The following is a 20024-nucleotide window of genomic DNA, read 5'->3' as shown; positions in this document are numbered from 1 at the left end:
AAATGAGTCCTCGACGTAAGTTTCGGCCCGGCGAGGGGCAACTGCTCGTCGCGCACCCGCTACCGCCGCGGTCTACCGGGTTGAGGCTCGCGGCCACCATCGCCGCCGTGGTCATGGCGGCGGCGGTAACGGTATCCACCCTGATGCTGATCGCCCATGAATCCGACCGGCGGGCCGCCGCGAAGGACCGCGAGGTGGTCAACTACGTGAAATGGTTCATGGCAGGCTTTACGAGTATCGATCCGTATCATGCCAACGACTATGTGGCCCGGGTCTTGGCGCAAGCGACCGGCGACTTCGCCAAGCAGTACCAGGAGAAGGAGAATGAGATCCTGCTCCAGGTGGCTCGAGCAGAGCCAGCCACTGGCACGGTCCTCGACGCCGGCGTGGAACGGTGGAACGACGACGGCAGCGCCAATGTGTTAGTCGCTACGCAAGTGACCTCCAAGTCGCCAGACGAAAAGCAGGTGTTCGAAAGCACCAATCGTTGGACGGCGACGGCTAGGCAGGAAGGGAATCAGTGGAAGATCAGCAACCTGCTACAGGTGATCTGACCGACGAGGCGCGGGATGATCAATCCTGCGAAGACGCCGCTGCTAAAGCTGATGTGGCCGACGACACCACGAAAGCTGATGTAGCAGAAGAAGAAACAGACGCCGAACCGTCTGATACCGAAGCTGACACGGCGGCCGAGGGCGGCGCCCCGAAGAAGAAATCGACCGGCAGGCGGCTCGCCGTGGTGGTCGCGGTGATCGCCGCATTGTTCATCGGTTCCGCGGCGTTCGCGGGCGCGACCGTGCAGCCATACCTGGCCGATCGCGCCACCGTCGCAATCAAGCTCAACGTGGCACGGACCGCAGCCAACGCGATCACCACCTTATGGACCTACACGCCAGAGAACATGGATAGCCTCGCCGACCGCGCGGCGACCTACCTCAGCGGCGACTTCGGCGCCCAGTACCGCAAGTTCGTCGACGCGATTGTGGCTCCCAACAAACAGGCCAAAATAACCAACAGCACCGAGGTCACCGGCGTCGCGGTCGAATCGCTGGACGGCCCAAATGCCGTCGCCATCGTCTACACGAATACCACCACCACCAGCCCGCTGACCAAGAACATTCCAGCAATGAAGTACCTGTCCTACCGGCTGATCATGAAGCGTGATCATGCTCGCTGGATGGTGACCAGGATGACGACCATCACCTCGCTGGATGTGACTCCCCGCCTATAGCGGCCCGGGCCCAGATCAAGCCATGGCCATAAGCTCGCCGGTATTCCACCGCCTGACGATTGCCGCGCTATTGCTGCTGACCTTCGCCACCGGATTGGCCGACGCGATCAGCGTTTTGGTGCTGGGGCATGTCTTCGTCGCCAACATGACGGGAAACGTGATCTTTCTCGGATTCTGGTTCGTGAAATCCAATGTCGATCTGACCGCCGGCATCGTGGCCTTTGCCGGATTTGTGATCGGCGCGGTCATTGGTGGCCGGCTGTTGCGAACGCTCAGCCATAACCCCCGGCGGTGGATCACCACCGTGCTCGGCATCGAGGTTTGCAACCTATTGGTGCTGTCGATTCTGGCCGGCGCGGGGGTTCTGCATTACCACGACAACACCAAGCTCTTTCTGCTGGGTGGGCTCGCGGCGACGTTCGGTATGCAGAACGCCAGCGCGCGCGAATTCGGCATTCAGGAACTCAGCACCACAGTGCTGACATCAACGATCGTCTCCCTCGGAGCGGACAGCCGACTTGCCGGCGGCGGTGGCCGTCGTGAAGGCTTGCGCTACAGCGTCGTTGCGTCGATGTGCGGCGGCGCCATATTGGGCGCGACCCTGTCGAGGGTGACCGTGGCACCGGTTCTTACGCTGGCCGCCGCGGTGATCGCGGTGAGCCTGGTGATCTTCCGGTTCGGACCGGCCGATCGCAAAACGCCTGAGGCTTTTACTAGTTGAGGCTGCAACGCACCATAGGACAAAATGATCTTCTACACCGAAATATCGACCGGGCGGTACCGAACCTGGGGGAGACAGACATGTCGTATGTAGTCGCAGCGCCGCAGGTGATGGAGGCGGCCGCAACGGATTTAGCTGCTATCGATTCGGCGCTTGGCGCGGCGAACACGGCGGCGGCAACCCAGACTCGCACCCTGCTGCCCGCCGCTGCCGACGAGGTGTCGGCGGGCATCGCGCAGCTGTTCTCCCAGCACGCGGACGACTATCAGAAACTGGCCGGCAAAGCGGCGGCGTTTCACGGCCAGTTCATGCAACAGTTGACGGCGAGTACGAGCGCCTATGCCAGCGCAGAAGCCGCCAACGCGTCGTTACTTCAGCCAAAGACCGCCACGGCGGCCGCGGCTGCCAGCACTGGTATCCCCTGGTGGGACCAATTGAGCACTGCAATAAATAGCTATATCGATTCTCTGCTCAACCGAATAGCTCTCTTCTTTTTTTGGCCCTTTTGGCTGCCCATAGCCCTGTCATTCTTGCCGTTCTACATATTGTTGTCGGCGTTCTTCCCCGACGCTTTCCCGTTAACGGATTTTTGGAGGTTCCTCTTCTTGCCTATTCTCCAGGCCCTTGAAACCTAGTTGAATGCCAGCCAGCTGGGCAGTGCTCGTTCATGCGAGTCGCACAGGACCTGTCGGGTGTCACACGAACCCTTTGGCGAGCCCGCGCCGGCCCACATGCCGCCGGTGTCGCGGCGCAGCACGATCGCCGACGACCCACCGCCGTCCAGCAGAACCGCCGTGTCGCTGCCCAGGCCGCGGAACAGGTCCTGAATGTTGTCCGGCGTGTAACTGCCGCCCTCGAAGATGTACATCTCGTCGCGCTGCTTCACGTATGCCAGCGCGGTACGCGCCGCACTAGGACCGCCGTCATGCAGCTGCCCGGTATTGCCCGGGGACAACAGCCCGATCCCGGCCACCGCGACGAACTTCGCGTTCTTGTTGAGCAGGTCCTGGATGACCGGGGTGGCGGCGTCGTAATCCTCTCTGCCCTTGGGCCGCAACACATATGGTGCACCACCGACGGGAATGATCATCGTGGTAAGCGAACTCCAGCTCTCACCCCCACCCGAAAGACCTTGCTTGCCGGGATAGGCGACGGTGCCAGTGACCGCCTGGTTGGCCCGGCCCTGGCCATGGGTGTTGTCCACGAACGCGCCCAGGGGCGAACTGCAGCCGGTCGTGCGCCAGCTGCCACCCTTCTGCGGGCGCACGTCGAAGAAGTTCGCGTTGATCGCGATCGTCGGTTGCCCCATCCGCAGCCACGCCTGCAGCGGTGGGTAGATCTCCGATGCCTGCCACAGCCCTTCGCTGGTGCGGGCCCCGGGGTTGTTCTCGCAGCGCGCTTGGTCACCTTGGTGGGTATCGACCAGTAGGTGCGGTTGAAGCCGTTGCGACGCATTCTTGATGACCATGAGGTGGCCGCCGTTGTTCATCTCGTACCACCTACCGGCGCCGTTGAGCAGCGGCGTGGGATGGCCCGCGCCGAAGTTGTAGACGAGGTAGGAGCCCCTGGTTGTGGCGATCGCCTGCTCGAGCATCTCGCGGCCGTCGGCGGCACGTGCGACCGGTCGTCCCGTGGCCGTGGCGAGTGTGGCACAAACAGCCAGCGCTGCGCAGCCAGCCGTCAACCGACCCGCCAATTTGAGGACGCGTGACAGCACGGTTGCCCTTTCGGCCCGAATCTGATGCAACCATCAAACCATTAGCCACACCAGTAACACTGTCAACTTTAGTAACAGCCCCGTGACGGTTCGGCCGCGCTGGAATTACGTTTGCTCGCTTGAGGTTTCGGCTGCGGGTTCGGGGGCGCTCTCGCGCGCCTTTTCGCGCGCTTGGTGCTGCGCTTGGTGTTCCATGGCGATCGCCATCTCGACCGCGCCCGGAATGCGGTGGAAGCCCTTGCGGTCGTACAGGTGTGTGATGATGCCGCCCAGCAACAGCCCGATGACCAGGCCGACGGCGGTCATGGTCAACGCCTGCGTCAGGCCGGCGTCAGCGTGGCCGTTGAGGTACAGCAGTGACCGCACGCCCACGAATACCTGGTGCATCGGCTCGAATTCGGCCAGCCAGCGAAAGAATGGCGGCACGGCCTCCAGCGGTACCGTCGCACCCGCGGACGGCAACCCGAGGATCACGAAGATCAACATGCTGGCCAACAGTCCCATCGATCCCAGCACCGCTATCAGCGAACTGGACGTGATACCGACGGCACTGATCGCGAACACCCCGTAGGCCCACAGTTCCCAGCCGAGTGGAATGGGCATGCCGAGCCCGTGCGCTATTGCCATGTAGACACCCGAGGTGAGCAGGGCGAGCACCACCATCACTCCCCACTTGACCAACAACGTACGGAATCGCGAGATGTTGACCTGTTCGGCGAAGCGGTAGACGGGGCCGAATTCGGCTGGTACGTAACCCAACATCGAATCCACTAAGGTGCTGACCACGATGCTCCCGGTAAAGCCCGCCAGCAGCAGCAAGAGCGCGTAGTAGAACGCCGACAGTCCGTTGCCGGTGCCGTTGGGCAGCGGGTTGTACACGGTTGACTTGACATCGATTGGGTTGGCAAGCCCTACCGCCGACGCTCCGGCCAGTGGCGCGCCACCGGTCTGCGCCGCGACTTCCGCCGAAAGCCTTTCGCCCACTTTGTTATTGGCCACCGCTAACGCCTGGGTCAGGGTCTGGCCGGCGATGCTCGATCCGAGCGTTCCTGCGCGCGGGTTGGTGGAGACGGTGATCGTCGGCCGATCGGCGCGGGTAGCCGTCAGCGCACTCGCCCCGAACTCCCGCAGCGACGACGAGAAGGTCGGCGGTATCACCGCCTCGGCGTACACCTGGGCCCGGTCGAGCAGCTGCTTGGCTTCGTCGCGCGACACGACTCGGACGTCGTACTTGTTCTTGTCTAGTCCGGCGACCACACCGTCAGCGATCTGCTTGCCCGCGGGCCCGGCGTCCTGGTTCACCACGGCGATGGGGAAGTGCCGCAGGTTGGTCGTGGGATTCAAGATGCCGCCCAGGTACAGCGCGGCGAGCGCCGACATCAGGGCCAATGTGATGACGATCGGCGCCGCCCAGAACCGCACGGTACGAAGCGCTTTTATGTTCCGCTTGGGGTTCGGTGCCGCGTGGCGCGGCCGCGATTGAGACATGCTGGCTCCTGTCTGTCGTGGCCACTCTATGTTGCTTAACCGCCCAGCTTGCTGTGCATCTCCCAGATCAGCACTTCCGACGGCTCGTCTGCCGTCAGCCGCCGGCCGTCGGCGTCGGTGAACCGCACCGCATCTCCCTCGTTAACGGTGTCGACGCCCTCCAGGGTGAGCCGACCACGTGCGACGAACAGGTGCAGGTAGGGCGCGGTGGGCAGGTTGACGGCGCCGCCCGGCTCTAGCCGTGCGCCGTGTAGTGCGGCATTACGGTTATGCAGGGTAATGGCTGCGTCGTGTCCGGTGATGCCCGACGCGATGGTCACTAGGCCGCTCAGCAGCTCATCGTCGATCTCGTGTTGTTGGTAGCTCGGGGAGATGCCGGTCTCGTCGGGGATCACCCACATCTGCACGAAATGCACTGGCTCCGTGGCAGAGTCGTTCTGTTCCGAATGCAGAATTCCGCTGCCGGCCGACATGCGTTGGGCCAGCCCGGGATGGATCACTCCGTGATTGCCCGCGGAATCGTGGTGTGCCAGTGCGCCACTGAGCACCCAGGTCACGATCTCCATGTCACGATGCGGGTGGGTATCAAATCCTGCCGCCGGTGCCACGACGTCGTCGTTGTTGACCAGGAGCAACCCGTAGTGGGTGTTGGCCGGATCATAGTGGTCGCCGAATGAGAATGAATGCCGGGAATTCAGCCAGGATGTGGTTGTGACGGCCCGGTCGGCCGCGCGCCTGATCTCTACCGTGGCCGGCATGAGTTCAGGCTAGTCGTTGCCGATTGTGGGGTTGAGGCACGTTTATCCACAGAAGGCGTGGCAGAAGCCCACATTCGGCAGCTGCTGTCGGTCGACGCTGAAAGCCTGTGCGCCATGGGGCAGGATTGGCCGTTCGTCGGCACCGAGGCGCTGTCAGCGGGGCTGGTGACCAGACGGACGTTGCGCAGCCGGCACGAGATGGTCTATCGCAATATCTACCTGCCCAAAGGTCAATCCCCCACGCCAGTGACCCGGGCAGTCGCCGCGTGGCTGTGGTCGGGCCGGAATGCCACCGTTGCGGGGTTGTCTGCTGCCGCCCTCCACGGTTCACGTTGGATCGACCCACGGCTGCCTGCGGAGCTGAATCGAGCTGAGGCGTGCAGCGGTTCAATCGTCATCCACCGCGAGCAGCTCTGCGACGACGAGATCGGCGTTGTCCGGGGCATTCCGGTGACGACACCGGCGAGGACGGCATTCGACCTGGGCCGGCGCAAGGGGCTCAACACCGCTGTCATTCGGCTCGACGCGCTGGCGAACGCGACCCGTCTGAACCCGGTAGATATCGAGGCCGTCGCGGACCGGCATCGTGGATCGCGGGGCATTGTCCAGTTGCGGCAGGTGCTGGATCTGATGGACAGGGGTGCTGAATCGCCGCAGGAAACCCGGACCCGGCTGCTCCTGGTGCGCGCCGGCCTACCTAAACCGCAGACGCAGATCGTGATCCGCGACAGGTTCGGTATTCCGTTCGCCCGGCTGGATATGGGCTACGAAGAATGCAAGGTAGGTGTGGAGTTCGACGGTGCACAACACTGGACCGATCCCGCCCAACGCACGGCTGACATCGACCGCTCCGCGGAGGTGAGCGCACTCGGTTGGCAGATCGTCCGGGTCAGCAGCGACCTGTTGCGGCATCGGCCCGGTGTCGTAGTCGCGCGCACTTGTGCCGCGCTGCGTGCCGCGGGTTGTTCGTGGCTTGGCGAGTGTGGGCTTGATTCACGCTTTCTGCGCGAAAACGTGGCATAAGCTCACGTTCAGCGGTCAAAGGCGTTCGGGCAGACCGAATTTCGGGAACAATGTGTCGTCTAGAAATGCCACCACATGCGACACCCGGTCGGCGCTCATGTCCAGCACGTGCAGCTGAAAGGGCAAATGCGCATCTCCGGTGCGCATATACATGGCGGCGGCGGGCTGGCCGTTGGCGACCAACGGGACCATGCGCATGTCGCCGGTAGTTTCGGCAGGGCACTGCTGGCGAATAAGGGTGACGATGTTCTGCGCGCCTTGATACCAGCCCGTGTACGGCGGCATTTCCCAGATCGCCTCGGCGGTGAATAGCTCCACCAGCCGGTCGATGTCATAGGTCTCGAACGCCGAGATGTAGCGGGCCAGCAGATCCTGCGCCTCGGGTGACTCCGGGGCAGTTAGCCGATCTTCGCTGCTGGGCCGGACGGATTCCAGTTGGGATCGGGCCCGCTGCAGCAGGCTATTGACGGCGATCGTGGTCGCACCGATCGCATCGGCCACCTCGGCGGCCTTCCACTGCAGCACGTCGCGCAGCAAGAGCACCGCCCGCTGCCGAGGTGACAGGTGCTGCAGCGCGGCCACAAACGCCAATCGCACTGATTCCCTGGAGCCGACGATCGTTTGGGGATCTGTGGGATCATCCGCTACGTCCGGCAGGGGCTCCAGCCAGGGCACCTCGGCGCGTTCTACCAGCTCTCCGGTCGGGTCCGAGCTGGGCGCGCCCAGACCCGTCGGCAACGGCCGGCGCTGTCGACCCTCCAACGCGCTCAGGCAGGTATTGGTGGCGATCCGGTGCAGCCACGTCCGTACCGAAGACTTTCCCTCGAAACGGTCGTAGGCCTTCCAGGCCCTCAGCAGGGTCTCCTGCACCAGGTCCTCTGCATCGTGCAGCGACCCGGTCATTCGGTAGCAGTGCGCGAGCAGTTCGCGCCGGTACGGCTCAGCATGGGAGGAGAAGTCACCGCCGAGCTCGTCTTCAGAATTCTGTGCGAGCACACTCACTCAAACGAGCCTACGCAGAGTCTCTGACAACACCGCGCGAGGAGCCATTACGCTGCCCGTAATGACTAGGACTGGTTGCCATGGCCCACGCTGAACGAACTTTCGACGGTGTCGGCGGTGTGGACATCGTTTATGACGTCTGGACGCCGGATACACCGCCGCGCGCGGTGGTGGTCCTTGCGCACGGCCTCGGCGAGCATGCCCGCCGTTACGACCATGTCGTGCAGCGGTTCTGCGACGCGGGCCTGGTCACCTACGCGCTCGACCATCGTGGCCACGGCCGGTCGGGCGGCAAGCGGGTCGTGGCGCGAGACATCACCGAATTCACCGCCGACTTCGACACCCTCGTCGGCATCGGCACCCGGGAGCACCCCGGGTGCAAGTGCATCGTGGTCGGGCACAGCATGGGCGGTGGGATCGTGTTCGCCTACGGTGTCGAACGCCCGGACAACTACGACCTGATGGTGCTCTCGGCGCCGGCGGTGGCCGCACAGGACCTAGTGCATCCGGTCGTGGCGCTGGCAGCCAAAGTTCTCGGCGTCGTGGTGCCCGGCCTGCCGGTGCAGGAACTCGACGTCGATGCGATATCCCGCGACCCCGAGGTGGTGGAGGCCTACAACTCCGACCCGATGGTCTACCACGGGCGGGTGCCCGCCGGTCTTGGCCGGGCGCTGCTGCAGGTCGGCGAGACCATGCCGCGGCGCGCGCCGGCCTTGACGGCGCCACTGCTCGTGGTGCACGGCACCGCCGACCGGCTGATCCCCATCGATGGCAGCCGCCGGCTGATCGAGTGTGTGGGATCCACCGATGTCGAGCTGAAGGAATATCCCGGGCTGTACCACGAGGTCTTCAACGAGCCGGAGCGCAACCAGGTGCTCGACGATGTGGTCACCTGGATCACCAAACGGCTTTAGGTGAAATGTCATACGGTTTGAGTAGTTTGGCGCCATGACCGACGACAAGATGCTGTCCCGTATCGCTGCGCTGCTGCGTCAGGCCGAAGGCACCGACAACCCGCACGAGGCGGACGCGTTCATGAGCGCCGCGCAACGGTTGGCCACGGCGGCATCCATCGACCTGGCGGTGGCGCGGTCGCATGCCTCCAACCGGTCGCCGGCGCAGGCCCCGACGCAGCGCACCATCACCATCGGCACTGCGGGCACCCGCGGTTTGCGCACCTACGTGCAGCTTTTCGTGCTCATCGCGGCGGCTAACGACGTGCGTTGTGACGTGGCATCGAATTCGACGTTCGTCTATGCCTACGGCTTCTGCGAGGACATTGACGCCAGCCACGCGTTGTATGCCAGCCTGGTTGTGCAGATGGTGCGGGCGTCGGACGCCTACCTCGCCTCGGGTGCGCACCGGCCGACGCCGACGATCACCGCCCGGCTCAACTTCCAGCTGGCGTTCGGGGTTCGGGTTGGGCAACGCCTGGCCGAGGCCCGAGAACAGGCACGGCGAGAGGTCACCGAGGACCGTGGTCGTGCACCGGGAACCGCTCTCGCGTTGCGGGACAAGGAGATCGAGTTGCGCGACTACTACCGCGGCGCTTCGAAGGCGCGCGGTACCTGGCAGGCCAGTAGGGCCACGGCCGGATATTCGTCGGCGGCGCGGCGCGCGGGTGACCGGGCGGGGAGGCGAGCCCGGCTGGGGAACAGTCCCGAGCTACCCCGGGCGCGGACAGCACTGGACCGGTGACTCAACCGGATTTGTCCCGACGAGACTCCCAGCGGGCCAAGGTATATGCGGCTGAGGGATTCATCCGGACGTTGTTTGACCGGGCCGCCGAGCACGGCTCGCCGGCGGTGGAGTTTTTCGGCACCCAGTTGACGCTGCCGCCGGAAGGACGGTTCGGATCGGTGGCGTCCGTTCAGCGCTACGTCGACGACGTGCTCGCGTTGCCGTCGGTGCGGCAGCAGTGGCCGCAGGCGGCGCCGCTGGCAGTACGGGCGCGGCGGGCGGCCACCGCCGCACATTACGAAAACCGCGACGGCACAGGCGTTATCGCCGTTCCCGACCGCGATACCGCCGACTGGGCGATGCGTGAGCTCGTAGTGCTGCACGAAATCGCGCACCATTTATGCCAGGTCCCACCCGCGCACGGGCCGCAGTTCGTGGCAACGATCTGCACGTTAATGGAGTTGGTGATGGGACCCGAACTCGGCCACGTGCTGCGCGTCGTGTATGCGAAAGAGGGCGTGCGATGGACTTGCTAGACCCTGACGGCCGCGCTCGCGAGGTCGAGATGCGGATGATCGACGACGAGCGATTCGCACTGCTGGTCGGGGTAATGGGAGCCGGTGAACTGTGGCCGCTGCGTGACGAGCGAATTCCGGAGGGCACCCCGATGAGTGCCGGCTATGTGCCAGGGGTGCCACGGCTCGGCGTGCCTGCCCTGTTGATGAGCGACGCCAGTCTGGGCGTCACCAACCCCGGCTACCGCCCAGGTGACACAGCGACCGCGCTGCCGGCAAGCCTGGCGCTGGCCGCCAGCTTCAACCCGGCGCTGGCCCGCTCCTCGGGCCAGGCAATCGCCCGGGAGGCACGCAGCCGCGGGTTTAACGTCCTGCTAGCGGGTGGGATCAACCTGGCCCGAGATCCGCGAAACGGCCGCAACTTCGAATACCTTTCCGAAGACCCGCTTTTGAGTGCGGTGATGGCCGCGGAGTCGATCATCGGCATACAGCAACAGGGTGTTATCTCGACGATCAAGCACTTCTCGCTGAACTGTAACGAAACCAACCGGCACTGGCTGAACGCGGTCATCGATCCCGATGCACACCGCGAATCCGACCTGCTGGCTTTCGAGATCGCCATCGAGCGGGCGCAGCCCGGCGCGGTGATGACGGCATACAACAAGGTCAATGGCGGCTACGCCGCCGCAAACGATGTCTTGATCAATGACGTGTTGAAAGGTGCCTGGGGATACCGCGGTTGGGCCATGTCCGATTGGGGCGGAACACCGGGCTGGGAGTGTGCGGCCGCCGGCCTAGACCAAGAATGCGGGGCACAAATCGATGCCCTGTTGTGGCAGTCAGAGGCGTTCGGCGACCGTCTGCGGGCCGCGTACCGCGACGGTGGGCTACCCAAGGAGCGGCTGTCCGACATGGTTCGGCGCATCCTGCGCTCGATGTTCGCCATCGGAATCGACCGGTGGGAACCGGCGCCCGCACCGGATATGGCCGCGCACAACGAGATTGCGTTGCAGATCGCACGGCAGGGAATCGTGCTGCTGCAAAACGAAGGCGCGCTACCGCTGAAAGCCGGTGCACGTATCGCTGTCATCGGCGGATATGCCCAGCGGGGCGTGCCTACCGGATGCGGGTCCAGCGCTGTTGTTCCGCCCGCGGGGTATGCAGAGGTGATCCCCATCGGCGGGCCCGGCCTGACGGGCGGCTTACGCAACCTCTACCTGCTGCCGTCAAGTCCGCTCGACGAACTGCGAAAGCGGTTTCCCAACACGCAGATTGAGTTTGACCCAGGCATCAGCCCGGCCGAAGCGGTACTGGCGGCGCGACGTGCAGACGTTGTGATTGTGTTCGCGATCCGCGTCGAGGGGGAGGGCGTCGACGTCCCCGACCTGTCGCTGCCGTGGGGCCAGGATGCGGTGATCGCTGCCGTCGCCGCGGCCAACCCGAATACCGTCGTCGTCCTCGAGACTGGCAACCCGGTCGTCATGCCCTGGCGAGACTCGGTGAATGCCATCGTGCAGGCATGGTATCCGGGCCAGGCCGGTGGTCAGGCCATCGCGGAAGTCTTGGCCGGACAGGTGAATCCGTCGGGCCGGCTGCCGATAACTTTTCCGGCCGATCTCGAGCAGACGCCGCGTCCGGAGTTGCCAGACCTCGGCGCCCCGTGGGGCACCCAGAGCACCATCCACTATTCCGAAGGCGCCGAGGTGGGCTACCGCTGGTTCGCACGAACGAGCCAGAGACCGCTGTTCGCGTTCGGTCACGGTTTGTCGTACACCAGATTCGACTACCGCGAGCTGGCCGTCACTGGCGGCGACACCGTGACCGCCAGCTTCACTGTCGTCAACACCGGCGCCCGCGCCGGGGTGGATCCCCCGCAGCTGTACCTGACCGCCACTCCCAGTGAATCGCGGTTGCGGCTGCTGGGATTCGAGCGGGTCGACCTCGAACCGGATCAGGCCCATCGGGTGAGCGTCCAGGCGGATCCGCGGTTGCTCGCCCGCTATGACGCCGGATGTTGGCGCATCGATACAGGTGGTTACACCGTGGCTGTGGGCGCTTCGGCGGTCGACCTGAAGCTGGCCGGCGAAGTCGAGTTGGCCGGTCGCGCGTTCGGTCGGTGACGCGCGACCGGCGTGCCCGAGCTACTTGACTGGGGCCAACTCGTCGCCGCAGGTGCAGCGGTAGGGCTCACCGGCGCCAGCGCAGTGGCACTCGTTTTCAATCCGAACGCGACAGCCGCAGCCTTCGTGGCCGCAGGTCAGCACGGTTCCGGCTTCATAATTCGCCATATTTCTCACCCTCATCTCTGCACGGGGACCGAAGTCCCACTGGTTGACTCGTTTCCCACTATACCCCCTACGGGTATCTGGTAAACCCTTTGGCTGGTTTCGCCGGCACACAATGCCGCCCGAACTCGGATACAACGCTAAATGTTTTGCCCGTCAAGCCCATCGGCGCCGAGGTCACCGGGGCCGCCGGGGACGCCGCCCGGTGAGGTGCCCTGGCCGCCGCCGCCCGGTTGGCCGCCGTCTCCGCCGGAGCCGCCGGACGCGCCCTCGCCATCGCCACCGTCGCCGCCGGCACCGCCGTCACCGCCTTGGCCGCCGTCGCCGCCGTTGCCGGTGCCGGTGCCGGTCACGCTGCCGCCGACGCCGCCGGTGCCGCCGTTGCCGGCCTTCCCACCGGCACCGCCGGCCTGACCGGTGACCACGCCGGTGGCGCCGTTACCACCAGCGCCGCCGGTGCCGCCTGCCGAACATGCCAGCGCCCCCGCCGACTCCACCGTCTCCACCGGCCCCACCGGCACCGCCCTCCTGGCCGGCCAAGCCCTGACCACCGGCACCGCCGGCCCCGCCGGCGCCACCGGCTCCGGCGGCGCCGTACAGGCTGCCGCTGCCCCCGGCGCCGCCCGTGCCGCCTACGCCTCCGGCGCCGCCGGCCGCACCGGCGGTACCGGTTCCGCCGACGCCACCGGCTCCGCCGGTGCCGAACAAGAATCCGGCATTGCCTCCGGCGCCGCCGGTCCCACCGGCCCCACCTTGTCCGCCGATGCCGCCATTGCCAATGAGGCCAGCAGCTCCGCCGGCGCCGCCGGGTGCTCCCGGGTTGGTGCTGGCCCCACCGTTGCCGCCGTTGCCGTACAAGATGCCGCCCGCCCCGCCAGCGGTCCCGACACCATTGACGGTTGTTCCATTGGCACCGTTACCGATCAGCGGGCGCCCCAATAGCGCCTGGGTGGGCGCGTTGATTACCGCCATCAGTCCGTCCGCCGCGTTGCTGGCCTCGGCCGCGACATACGAATTCGCGCCCGCCAGTAAGTTGCTCGCGAACTGCTCATTAAAGGTAGCTGCCTGCCGGGCAAGCACCTGATAGTCGGCCGCGTGCTGGGAAAACAACGCCGCGACTGCTGCGGATACCTCGTCGGCCGCCGCGCTGGCCACGTTCGTCGTCGTGCTGGCCGCCACCGCGTTGCCGTTGGCCAAAAGCGCGCCGATGCTCTTTATATCGGCGGCCATCGAGGCCATCATCTCCGGTGAGACCAGTACATATGTCATCGGGCACCTCGCTGTACTCAAGACAACATCGCCGCGCAGTTGCGCCAGCGATGGACTGCACGATGGTATCGCTGGCAACGTAGCCAGCGCTCAGAGTTTCGGAAATCGCTTAATCACAAGTCATCTGGCCGATCGGTCGCGCGCCCAAAGCGCGCGTTTTTCGTTGCTGGCATCTGGCGGCCGAGCGTAATCTTGGGACAGATGGATGGGTTGCAGAAGGCCTACAGTGCTTGCTGCACAACGGGCTTGCTGCATAACAGAAAGGTTGCAAAATGAGTACGGTCCATTCATCAATTGATCACCACCCCGATTTGTTGGCCCTGCGCGAGAGCTTCGAGCGCGCCGCCGAGTCGATGAGCGCGCAGATCACCTTCGGCCTGACGATGCTCGCAGGCCTGTATGTGGCTGCGTCCCCGTGGATCGTTGGTTTCAGCGCCACGAGACAGCTCGCCTTCTGCGACCTCATCGTCGGGATCGCGGTCGCGTTCCTGGCCTACGGGTTCGCTTCAGCGCTGGACCGCACGCATGGCATGACGTGGACGATGCCCGTGCTCGGTGTATGGCTCATCTTCGCGCCGTGGATTCTGCAAGGAATCACGCGGACGGCCAGCATGATGTGGTCGCACATCGTCGCGGGTGCGGTGGTGGCCTTCTTGGGCTTGACCGCCACCTACTTCGGCATGCGCACGCGCTCGACGGTTACTCACTCGTAGTTTCGAAGTCCGCTAGACGAGAAGCCAATTCGACGCGGTTAGCCGCAGACCGCCCCTGCCGCGGCTGAGCCGACGAGTTTGACGTACTTGGCCAGTACGCCGGACTTGTAGCGTGGTGGTGGCGGGATGAAATTCTTTTGCCGGGCCGCGAATTCAGCTGGCTCGACGAGTACGTCGAGGGTGCGGCTGGCCACGTCGAGGCGAATGCGATCGCCGTTGCGCAGAAACGCGATCGGTCCAGCGTCGACCGCCTCCGGTGCGATGTGACCAACGCAGAGACCGGTCGTCCCGCCGGAAAACCGACCGTCGGTCAGCAGCAGCACATCCTTGCCCAGGCCCGCGCCTTTGATCGCGCCGGTAATGGCAAGCATTTCCCGCATCCCAGGCCCACCTTTGGGGCCCTCATAGCGGATCACCACGGCGTCGCCGTCGGTGATGGTGCCGTCTTCGAGTGCGTCCAGTGCGGCGCGCTCGCCGTCGAAAACCCTTGCGGTGCCTTCGAAGACCTCGGAGTCGAAGCCGGCGGACTTGACGACCGCGCCTTCCGGCGCCAGCGATCCGCGCAGGATGGTGATCCCACCGGTCGGATGGATCGGATTGTCCAGCGCGCGCAACACCTTTCCGTCCGGGTCCGGCGGGGCAAGGGAGGCGAGATTCCCGGCCACGGTCTCGCCGGTCACCGTCAGGCAATCACCATGCAGCAGACCAGCATCCAGCAATGCCTTCATTACCACCGGGACGCCGCCGATGTGGTCTACGTCGATCATCACGTGGTTGCCAAACGGCTTGACATCGGCCAAATGCGGCACCTTGGACCCGATCCGGCTGAAGTCGTCGAGCGACAGCGCGACGCCCGCTTCTTGGGCGATCGCCAGCAGGTGCAGCACCGCGTTGGTTGACCCGCCGAACGCCATCACTACCGCAATTGCGTTTTCGAACGCCTCCTTGGTCAGTATGTCGCGGGCGGTGATGCCGCGGCGCAGCAGTTCGATGACGGCCTGACCACTGCGACGTGCGAACCCATCGCGACGGCGGTCGGTTGCCGGCGGTGCCGCACTGCCCGGCAACGACATGCCAAGTGCCTCTGCGGCGCTGGCCATGGTGTTGGCGGTGTACATGCCGCCGCAAGCCCCTTCGCCGGGACAGAAGACCCGCTCGATGGCGTCGACGTCTTCGCGGCGCATCAATCCACGGGCGCACGCTCCCACTGCCTCGAAGGCGTCGATGATCGTGACCTCGCGTTCGCTGCCGTCGGAAAGCTTGGCCCGCCCGGGCAATGTGGAGCCCGCGTAGAGGAACACCGCCGCCAAATCGAGACGCGCTGCGGCCATGAGCATTCCGGGCAGTGATTTGTCGCATCCGGCCAGCAGCACCGAGCCGTCGAGGCGCTCGGCCTGCATGACGGTTTCGACGCTGTCGGCGATCACCTCACGCGACACCAAGGAGAAGTGCATGCCCTCGTGCCCCATCGAGATGCCGTCGGACACCGAGATCGTCCCAAACTCAAGTGGATAGCCGCCCGCCGCGAACACCCCTTCCTTGACCGCCTTTGCCAGCCGGTCCAGCGAGAGATTGCACGGCGTGATCTCGTTCCACGACGACGCGACCCCGATCTGCGGCTTGGCGAAGTCTTCGTCGTCCATGCCTACCGCCCGCAACATGCCACGGGCGGCAGCCTTCTCCAGACCGTCGGTGACGTCACGACTGCGGGGTTTGATGTCGGATTGGGGCATTGGACAAGTATGCTCGCGCCGCCATTGTGACCAAAATCCGAGGCTAATACCCCTTCGGGGTATGGAGTACGATGCGTGGTATGACGGCGCCACACGGATATACGCAGGAGAAGGACAACTACGCCAAGCGCCTGCGTCGCATCGAGGGTCAGGTCCGCGGTATCGCGCGCATGATCGACGAGGATAAGTACTGCATTGACGTCCTCACCCAGATCAGCGCCGTCAACAGCGCCTTGCGGTCGGTGGCGCTGAACCTGCTGGACGAGCACCTGAGTCACTGCGTTACGCGTGCCGTGGCCGAGGAGGGGCCGGAGGCCCCGGAAAAGGGCCGAGCCAAGCTCGCCGAAGCCTCCGCGGCCATCGCGCGACTCGTTCGTTCCTAATCGTCTCGGGCGTGTTGCGTGGCGGCCGTCGCCGGCGTGCGTACGGTTGATGAGAGTCCCTCGCTATGACCGCCGAAGCCGCAATCCCCGCCACTGCCACACGACCGTGGACTCCACGGACCGCTGCGCAGCTGGCTGTGCTGGCCGCGGCGGCTTTTATCTATGTCACTGCCGAAATACTCCCGGTAGGCGCGCTGTCGGCGATCGCGCGCAACCTGCACGTCAGCGTGGTTTTGGTGGGGACGCTGTTGTCCTGGTATGCGCTGGTCGCGGCGCTGACGACGGTACCGCTGGTGCGCTGGACCGCGCACTGGCCGCGGCGTCGGGTGCTGTTGGTCAGTCTGGTCTGTCTGACCGTTTCGCAGCTCATCTCGGCGCTGGCGCCTAACTTCGCGGTGCTGGCCGCCGGTCGGGTGCTCTGCGCGGTGACGCACGGGCTGCTGTGGTCGGTGCTCGCCCCACTCGCCACCCGGCTGGTGCCGCCCAGCCACGCCGGGCGTGCGATCACATCGACATTCATCGGAACAAGCCTGGCGCTGGTGGTCGGCAGCCCACTCACGGCCGCCCTGAGCCTGATGTGGGGCTGGCGGCTGGCCGCGGCGTGTGTAACCGTCGCGGCTGCGGTCGTCACCGTGGCGGCGCGGTTGGTGCTGCCGGAGATGGTGCTGAACGCCGACGAGCTACAGCATGTCGGTGCGCACGCGCGTCACCACCGCAATCGGCACCTGGTTGTAGTCAGCCTCATCACCATGGTCGCCGTCATCGGCCATTTCATCTCCTATACGTACATCGTGGTGATCATCCGCCAGGTCGTCGGCGTACGCGGACCGAACCTTGCGTGGGTGCTCGCCGCGTACGGTGTTGCTGGTGTGATTGCGGTCGCCTTGGTGGCACGGCCGCTCGACCGCCGGCCCAAGGGCTCGGTCATCTTCTGTATGGCCGGGCTGACGGCCGCGCTCGTTCTGCTGGCCGCGATGGCTTTCGGCGTGCATCAGACCGCGACAGTGACGCTGGTTCTTGGAACGGGTGCGATCGTGCTGTGGGGCGCCATGGCCAACGCGGTGTCGCCGATGCTGCAATCGGCGGCGATGCGCAGTGCGTCCGACGACCCCGACGGTGCCTCTGGCTTCTACGTGACGGCGTTTCAGGTGGGCATCATGGGCGGCTCGCTGGTGGGCGGCCTGTTGTATGAGCGCAGTGTGGCGATGATGCTGACCGCATCGGCGGGATTGATGGGGGTTGCGCTGTTGGGGATGGCGGCCATCATGCAGCTGATCGAGGTTAGGCCCAAGACTCCCCGGGCAATTTCACACGACGAGTAAAGCCGCAGGTCAGCGACGCGCAGTCGCCCGCTACCGCGGGATTGTGGCGTCGTTGAACCGGTAGCGAGATGCCGCGCTATGCCAGACTGGGTCCAAATGTGACTGGAGGGATGTCATATGTCGCGCTGGACGAAGGGGCGCCTCGTTGCCGCTTTGAACGCGGTCGGTGTGGCTGCCGTGCTGGTGCTGGGCACCGGCCCCGCGCTCGCGGATCCGGAGGACGTGCCCGCCGACCCAGGGGCCGTCGCCCCGGCCGATCCGCCCGCGCCGCCGGACCCGTTGGCGCTGCCGCCACTGCCTGACCCGCTCGCGCCGCCGCCGGTCGATCCGCTGGCGGTGCCCGTGGGCCCCGTTGCCGGGCAGGACCCGACGCCGTTCGTCGGTGAGCCGCCGTTCCGGCCGCCGACGTTCAATCCGCTCAACGGTTCGATGGTGGGTGTGGCCAAGCCGATCATCATCAACTTCCAGGTGCCGATCGCTGACCAGGCGCTGGCGGAACGGGCCATCCACATCTCGTCGATCCCGCCGGTGCCGGGCAAGTTCTATTGGATGAGCCCGACGCAGGTGCGCTGGCGCCCGCTGCAATTCTGGCCCGCCAACACCGCGGTGAACATCGATGCGGCCGGCACCAAGTCGAGCTTCCGGACCGGTGACGCCCTGGTGGCCACGGCTGACGACGCGACGCATCAGATGACGATCACGCGCAACGGCACCGTGGTGCAGACCTTCCCTATGTCGATGGGCATGTCGGCGGGCAACCACCAAACCCCTAACGGCACCTACTACGTGCTGGAGAAGATGCCCACGGTGGTGATGGATTCCTCGACGTACGGTGTCCCGGTCAACTCTGCCAATGGCTACAAGGTCACCGTTTCCGACGCCGTGCGGATCGACAACAGCGGCAACTTTGTGCACAGCGCGCCGTGGTCGGTGGCCGACCAGGGCAAGCGCGATGTCAGCCACGGCTGCATCAACCTCAGCCCCACCAACGCAAAGTGGTTCTTCGACAATTTCGGTAGTGGTGATCCCGTCGTGGTGAAGAACTCCGTCGGCACCTACAACAAGAACGACGGCGCCCAGGACTGGCAGGTGTAGCGACTGGTTCGGCGAACCGGAGTCGAAATTCAGCACGGTTCTGGGTGACAAACTATTTCGAGATCGCGACGGAGGGATGCGGATGACGGGCTGGGCGAGGGGAAGGCTGTTCGGCGCTTTGAAGGCAGTCGGAATAGCTTCAGTACTGGGCCCACTATTGGGCTTTGTGATGGTGCTGACTGCCGGTCTTGCGCTGGCAGATCCTGATCCCGCTCCCGGTGATCCGGGGGTTGTCCCGCCCCCGGCCGATCCGCCTCCGATGGGGCAGCCGTTTGTGGGTCCCGCCGCCGGAGAGGATCCGACACCGTTCATTGGCACGGCACCATTCGGGCCGCCGAAGTTCAACCCCGCCAATGGCTCGACAGTGGGCGTGGCCCAACCGATCATCATCGACTTTCCAGCGCGGGTCGATGACGCGGGCGCCGCAGAAGGCGCGGTTCACGTTTCGTCGATCCCGCCGGTCGCTGGCAAGTTCTACTGGCAAACCCCGACCCAGTTGCGCTGGCGCCCGTTGAGCTTCTGGCCCGCCCACACCGAGGTGACCATCGACGCGGGTGGCACCGTGTCGAGCTTCCGAACGGGCGATGAGCTGCTGGCGACCGCCGATGACGCCACGCACCAATTGACCGTTACCCGAAACGGCGTCGTCGAGAAGACGTTCCCGATGTCGATGGGTATGGCAGCCGGCGGCCATCAAACCGCAAACGGCACGTACTACGTTCAAGAGAAGATGGCGTCGGTTGTGATGGATTCCTCGACGTACGGGGTTCCAGTCAACTCGGCGAATGGCTACAAGATAACGGTGACGGACGCCGTCCGGTTCGACAACAGCGGCAACTTCGTGCATAGCGCGCCGTGGTCGGTTGACGACCAGGGTCGGCGCGACGTCAGCCACGGCTGTATCAACCTCAGCCCCACCAACGCTAAGTGGTTCTTCACCAACTTTGGTCCCGGTGATCCCATCGTGGTGAAGAACTCCGTCGGCACGTACACCCGCAACGACGGCTCCAACGACTGGCAGAACTAACGGTTTAGCCCGCGAACAGACGTAAAGTCACCCTTTTTGACCCAAAAAGGGTGACTTTTACG

General features: G+C 65.0%; 19 protein-coding genes and 2 pseudogenes. 14 read left to right on the top strand and 7 right to left on the bottom strand.

All coding sequences use genetic code 11. The annotated features are described in order from the left end of the window. Positions 1–2: 2 nt before the first annotated feature. From MSIMFI_RS04645 to MSIMFI_RS04630, 4 genes are all read left to right on the top strand, one after another. Positions 3–554 carry a mammalian cell entry protein gene (locus MSIMFI_RS04645; protein ID WP_191496319.1) on the top strand — a complete coding sequence of 184 codons (552 nt, stop codon included), beginning with the start codon at positions 3–5 and terminating at the stop codon, positions 552–554. Continuing rightward, positions 521–1231 carry a mammalian cell entry protein gene (locus MSIMFI_RS04640; RefSeq protein WP_191496318.1) on the top strand — a complete coding sequence of 237 codons (711 nt, stop codon included), beginning with the start codon at positions 521–523 and terminating at the stop codon, positions 1229–1231. The genes MSIMFI_RS04645 and MSIMFI_RS04640 overlap by 34 nt, the downstream gene beginning before the upstream one ends. Positions 1232–1253: 22 nt before the next feature. Beyond that, complete coding sequence (locus tag MSIMFI_RS04635) at positions 1254–1952, top strand: YoaK family protein (protein WP_186241187.1); 699 nt, start codon at positions 1254–1256, stop codon at positions 1950–1952. Between the two features lie 80 nt (positions 1953–2032). Then, positions 2033–2587, top strand: a complete 555-nt coding sequence (locus MSIMFI_RS04630; RefSeq protein WP_191498027.1) for a PE family protein — start codon at positions 2033–2035, stop codon at positions 2585–2587. Here the strand turns inward: MSIMFI_RS04630 and MSIMFI_RS04625 are convergent. From MSIMFI_RS04625 to MSIMFI_RS04615, 3 genes are all read right to left on the bottom strand, one after another. Then, positions 2584–3690 (bottom strand): phosphodiester glycosidase family protein, encoded by a 1107-nt coding sequence (locus tag MSIMFI_RS04625; protein WP_186245515.1) that lies wholly within the window; start codon positions 3688–3690, stop codon positions 2584–2586. The genes MSIMFI_RS04630 and MSIMFI_RS04625 overlap by 4 nt on opposite strands. 84 nt (positions 3691–3774) lie before the next feature. After that, positions 3775–5157 carry a YhgE/Pip domain-containing protein gene (locus MSIMFI_RS04620; RefSeq protein WP_191496317.1) on the bottom strand — a complete coding sequence of 461 codons (1383 nt, stop codon included), beginning with the start codon at positions 5155–5157 and terminating at the stop codon, positions 3775–3777. Between the two features lie 35 nt (positions 5158–5192). Continuing rightward, positions 5193–5915: a pirin family protein gene (locus tag MSIMFI_RS04615; RefSeq protein ID WP_191496316.1), complete on the bottom strand. Its 723-nt coding sequence runs from the start codon at positions 5913–5915 to the stop codon at positions 5193–5195. 114 nt (positions 5916–6029) lie between these two features. Between MSIMFI_RS04615 and MSIMFI_RS04610 the strand changes: the two genes are divergently transcribed. Next, the gene (locus tag MSIMFI_RS04610; protein ID WP_186245516.1) at positions 6030–6938 is read left to right on the top strand and encodes a DUF559 domain-containing protein; all 909 of its coding nucleotides are present in this window, start codon (positions 6030–6032) and stop codon (positions 6936–6938) included. Positions 6939–6953: 15 nt separating this feature from the next. On the opposite strand, the pseudogene MSIMFI_RS04605 reads toward MSIMFI_RS04610, so the two are convergent. Next, a pseudogene (locus MSIMFI_RS04605) lies at positions 6954–8067 on the bottom strand (sigma-70 family RNA polymerase sigma factor). Between MSIMFI_RS04605 and MSIMFI_RS04600 the strand changes: the two are divergent. The 4 genes from MSIMFI_RS04600 to MSIMFI_RS04585 are packed head-to-tail and all read left to right on the top strand — an operon-like array spanning position 8060 to position 12255. Further along, entirely contained in the window at positions 8060–8854 is a 795-nt protein-coding gene (locus MSIMFI_RS04600; protein WP_224770230.1) for an alpha/beta hydrolase, read from the top strand. The pseudogene MSIMFI_RS04605 and the gene MSIMFI_RS04600 sit on opposite strands and share 8 nt — an antisense overlap. Positions 8855–8888: 34 nt before the next feature. Beyond that, on the top strand, positions 8889–9638 hold the full coding sequence (locus MSIMFI_RS04595) for a DUF2786 domain-containing protein (protein WP_191496313.1): 750 nt from the start codon (positions 8889–8891) through the stop codon (positions 9636–9638). Between the two features lie 11 nt (positions 9639–9649). Next, positions 9650–10156, top strand: coding sequence for a TIGR04338 family metallohydrolase (locus MSIMFI_RS04590; protein ID WP_224770229.1), 507 nt, complete (start codon positions 9650–9652; stop codon positions 10154–10156). Then, positions 10150–12255 carry a beta-glucosidase gene (locus tag MSIMFI_RS04585; RefSeq protein WP_191498026.1) on the top strand — a complete coding sequence of 702 codons (2106 nt, stop codon included), beginning with the start codon at positions 10150–10152 and terminating at the stop codon, positions 12253–12255. Before MSIMFI_RS04590 ends, MSIMFI_RS04585 begins: the two co-directional genes overlap by 7 nt. Positions 12256–12276: 21 nt before the next feature. On the opposite strand, the gene MSIMFI_RS04580 is transcribed toward MSIMFI_RS04585, so the two are convergent. After that, positions 12277–12438: a copper-binding metallothionein MymT gene (locus tag MSIMFI_RS04580; protein ID WP_191496311.1), complete on the bottom strand. Its 162-nt coding sequence runs from the start codon at positions 12436–12438 to the stop codon at positions 12277–12279. Positions 12439–12560: 122 nt separating this feature from the next. Beyond that, positions 12561–13689, bottom strand: a pseudogene (locus MSIMFI_RS28875) (PE family protein). 272 nt (positions 13690–13961) lie between these two features. Between MSIMFI_RS28875 and MSIMFI_RS04570 the strand changes: the two are divergent. Then, positions 13962–14402 carry an SPW repeat protein gene (locus MSIMFI_RS04570; protein WP_191496310.1) on the top strand — a complete coding sequence of 147 codons (441 nt, stop codon included), beginning with the start codon at positions 13962–13964 and terminating at the stop codon, positions 14400–14402. Between the two features lie 38 nt (positions 14403–14440). Here MSIMFI_RS04570 and ilvD read toward each other — a convergent pair whose 3' ends face one another. Next, the gene (ilvD, locus tag MSIMFI_RS04565; protein ID WP_191496309.1) at positions 14441–16135 is read right to left on the bottom strand and encodes a dihydroxy-acid dehydratase; all 1695 of its coding nucleotides are present in this window, start codon (positions 16133–16135) and stop codon (positions 14441–14443) included. Between the two features lie 80 nt (positions 16136–16215). Here ilvD and MSIMFI_RS04560 point away from each other — a divergent pair, with 80 nt between their 5' ends. From MSIMFI_RS04560 to MSIMFI_RS04545, 4 genes are all read left to right on the top strand, one after another. Then, positions 16216–16518, top strand: coding sequence for a copper-sensing transcriptional repressor RicR (locus MSIMFI_RS04560; protein ID WP_186241198.1), 303 nt, complete (start codon positions 16216–16218; stop codon positions 16516–16518). A gap of 65 nt (positions 16519–16583) precedes the next feature. Next, on the top strand, positions 16584–17840 hold the full coding sequence (locus MSIMFI_RS04555) for an MFS transporter (RefSeq protein ID WP_191496308.1): 1257 nt from the start codon (positions 16584–16586) through the stop codon (positions 17838–17840). Between the two features lie 117 nt (positions 17841–17957). Further along, positions 17958–18935 (top strand): L,D-transpeptidase, encoded by a 978-nt coding sequence (locus MSIMFI_RS04550; RefSeq protein WP_191496307.1) that lies wholly within the window; start codon positions 17958–17960, stop codon positions 18933–18935. 82 nt (positions 18936–19017) lie between these two features. Then, a complete protein-coding gene (locus MSIMFI_RS04545) occupies positions 19018–19962 on the top strand; it encodes a L,D-transpeptidase (protein ID WP_191496306.1) in 945 nt (314 codons plus the stop codon). The last annotated feature ends 62 nt before the right edge of the window (positions 19963–20024 follow it).

This window comes from Mycobacterium simulans, assembly GCF_900232995.1.
GTDB lineage: Bacteria > Actinomycetota > Actinomycetes > Mycobacteriales > Mycobacteriaceae > Mycobacterium > Mycobacterium simulans.
This window is presented reverse-complemented; position numbering and strand designations above follow the sequence as displayed.

Excerpts from the sequence above, each read along its gene's own strand:
- MSIMFI_RS04620 (WP_191496317.1), bottom strand. The coding sequence starts at position 5,157 with ATGTCTCAATCGCGGCCGCGCCACGCGGCACCGAACCCCAAGCGGAAC.
- MSIMFI_RS04550 (WP_191496307.1), top strand. The coding sequence starts at position 17,958 with ATGTCGCGCTGGACGAAGGGGCGCCTCGTTGCCGCTTTGAACGCGGTC.
- MSIMFI_RS04580 (WP_191496311.1), bottom strand. The coding sequence starts at position 12,438 with ATGAGGGTGAGAAATATGGCGAATTATGAAGCCGGAACCGTGCTGACC.
- MSIMFI_RS04555 (WP_191496308.1), top strand. The coding sequence starts at position 16,584 with ATGACCGCCGAAGCCGCAATCCCCGCCACTGCCACACGACCGTGGACT.
- ilvD (WP_191496309.1), bottom strand. The coding sequence starts at position 16,135 with ATGCCCCAATCCGACATCAAACCCCGCAGTCGTGACGTCACCGACGGT.
- MSIMFI_RS04560 (WP_186241198.1), top strand. The coding sequence starts at position 16,216 with ATGACGGCGCCACACGGATATACGCAGGAGAAGGACAACTACGCCAAG.
- MSIMFI_RS04615 (WP_191496316.1), bottom strand. The coding sequence starts at position 5,915 with ATGCCGGCCACGGTAGAGATCAGGCGCGCGGCCGACCGGGCCGTCACA.
- MSIMFI_RS04610 (WP_186245516.1), top strand. The coding sequence starts at position 6,030 with ATGGGGCAGGATTGGCCGTTCGTCGGCACCGAGGCGCTGTCAGCGGGG.
- MSIMFI_RS04645 (WP_191496319.1), top strand. The coding sequence starts at position 3 with ATGAGTCCTCGACGTAAGTTTCGGCCCGGCGAGGGGCAACTGCTCGTC.
- MSIMFI_RS04545 (WP_191496306.1), top strand. The coding sequence starts at position 19,018 with ATGACGGGCTGGGCGAGGGGAAGGCTGTTCGGCGCTTTGAAGGCAGTC.
- MSIMFI_RS04630 (WP_191498027.1), top strand. The coding sequence starts at position 2,033 with ATGTCGTATGTAGTCGCAGCGCCGCAGGTGATGGAGGCGGCCGCAACG.
- MSIMFI_RS04595 (WP_191496313.1), top strand. The coding sequence starts at position 8,889 with ATGACCGACGACAAGATGCTGTCCCGTATCGCTGCGCTGCTGCGTCAG.
- MSIMFI_RS04570 (WP_191496310.1), top strand. The coding sequence starts at position 13,962 with ATGAGTACGGTCCATTCATCAATTGATCACCACCCCGATTTGTTGGCC.
- MSIMFI_RS04635 (WP_186241187.1), top strand. The coding sequence starts at position 1,254 with ATGGCCATAAGCTCGCCGGTATTCCACCGCCTGACGATTGCCGCGCTA.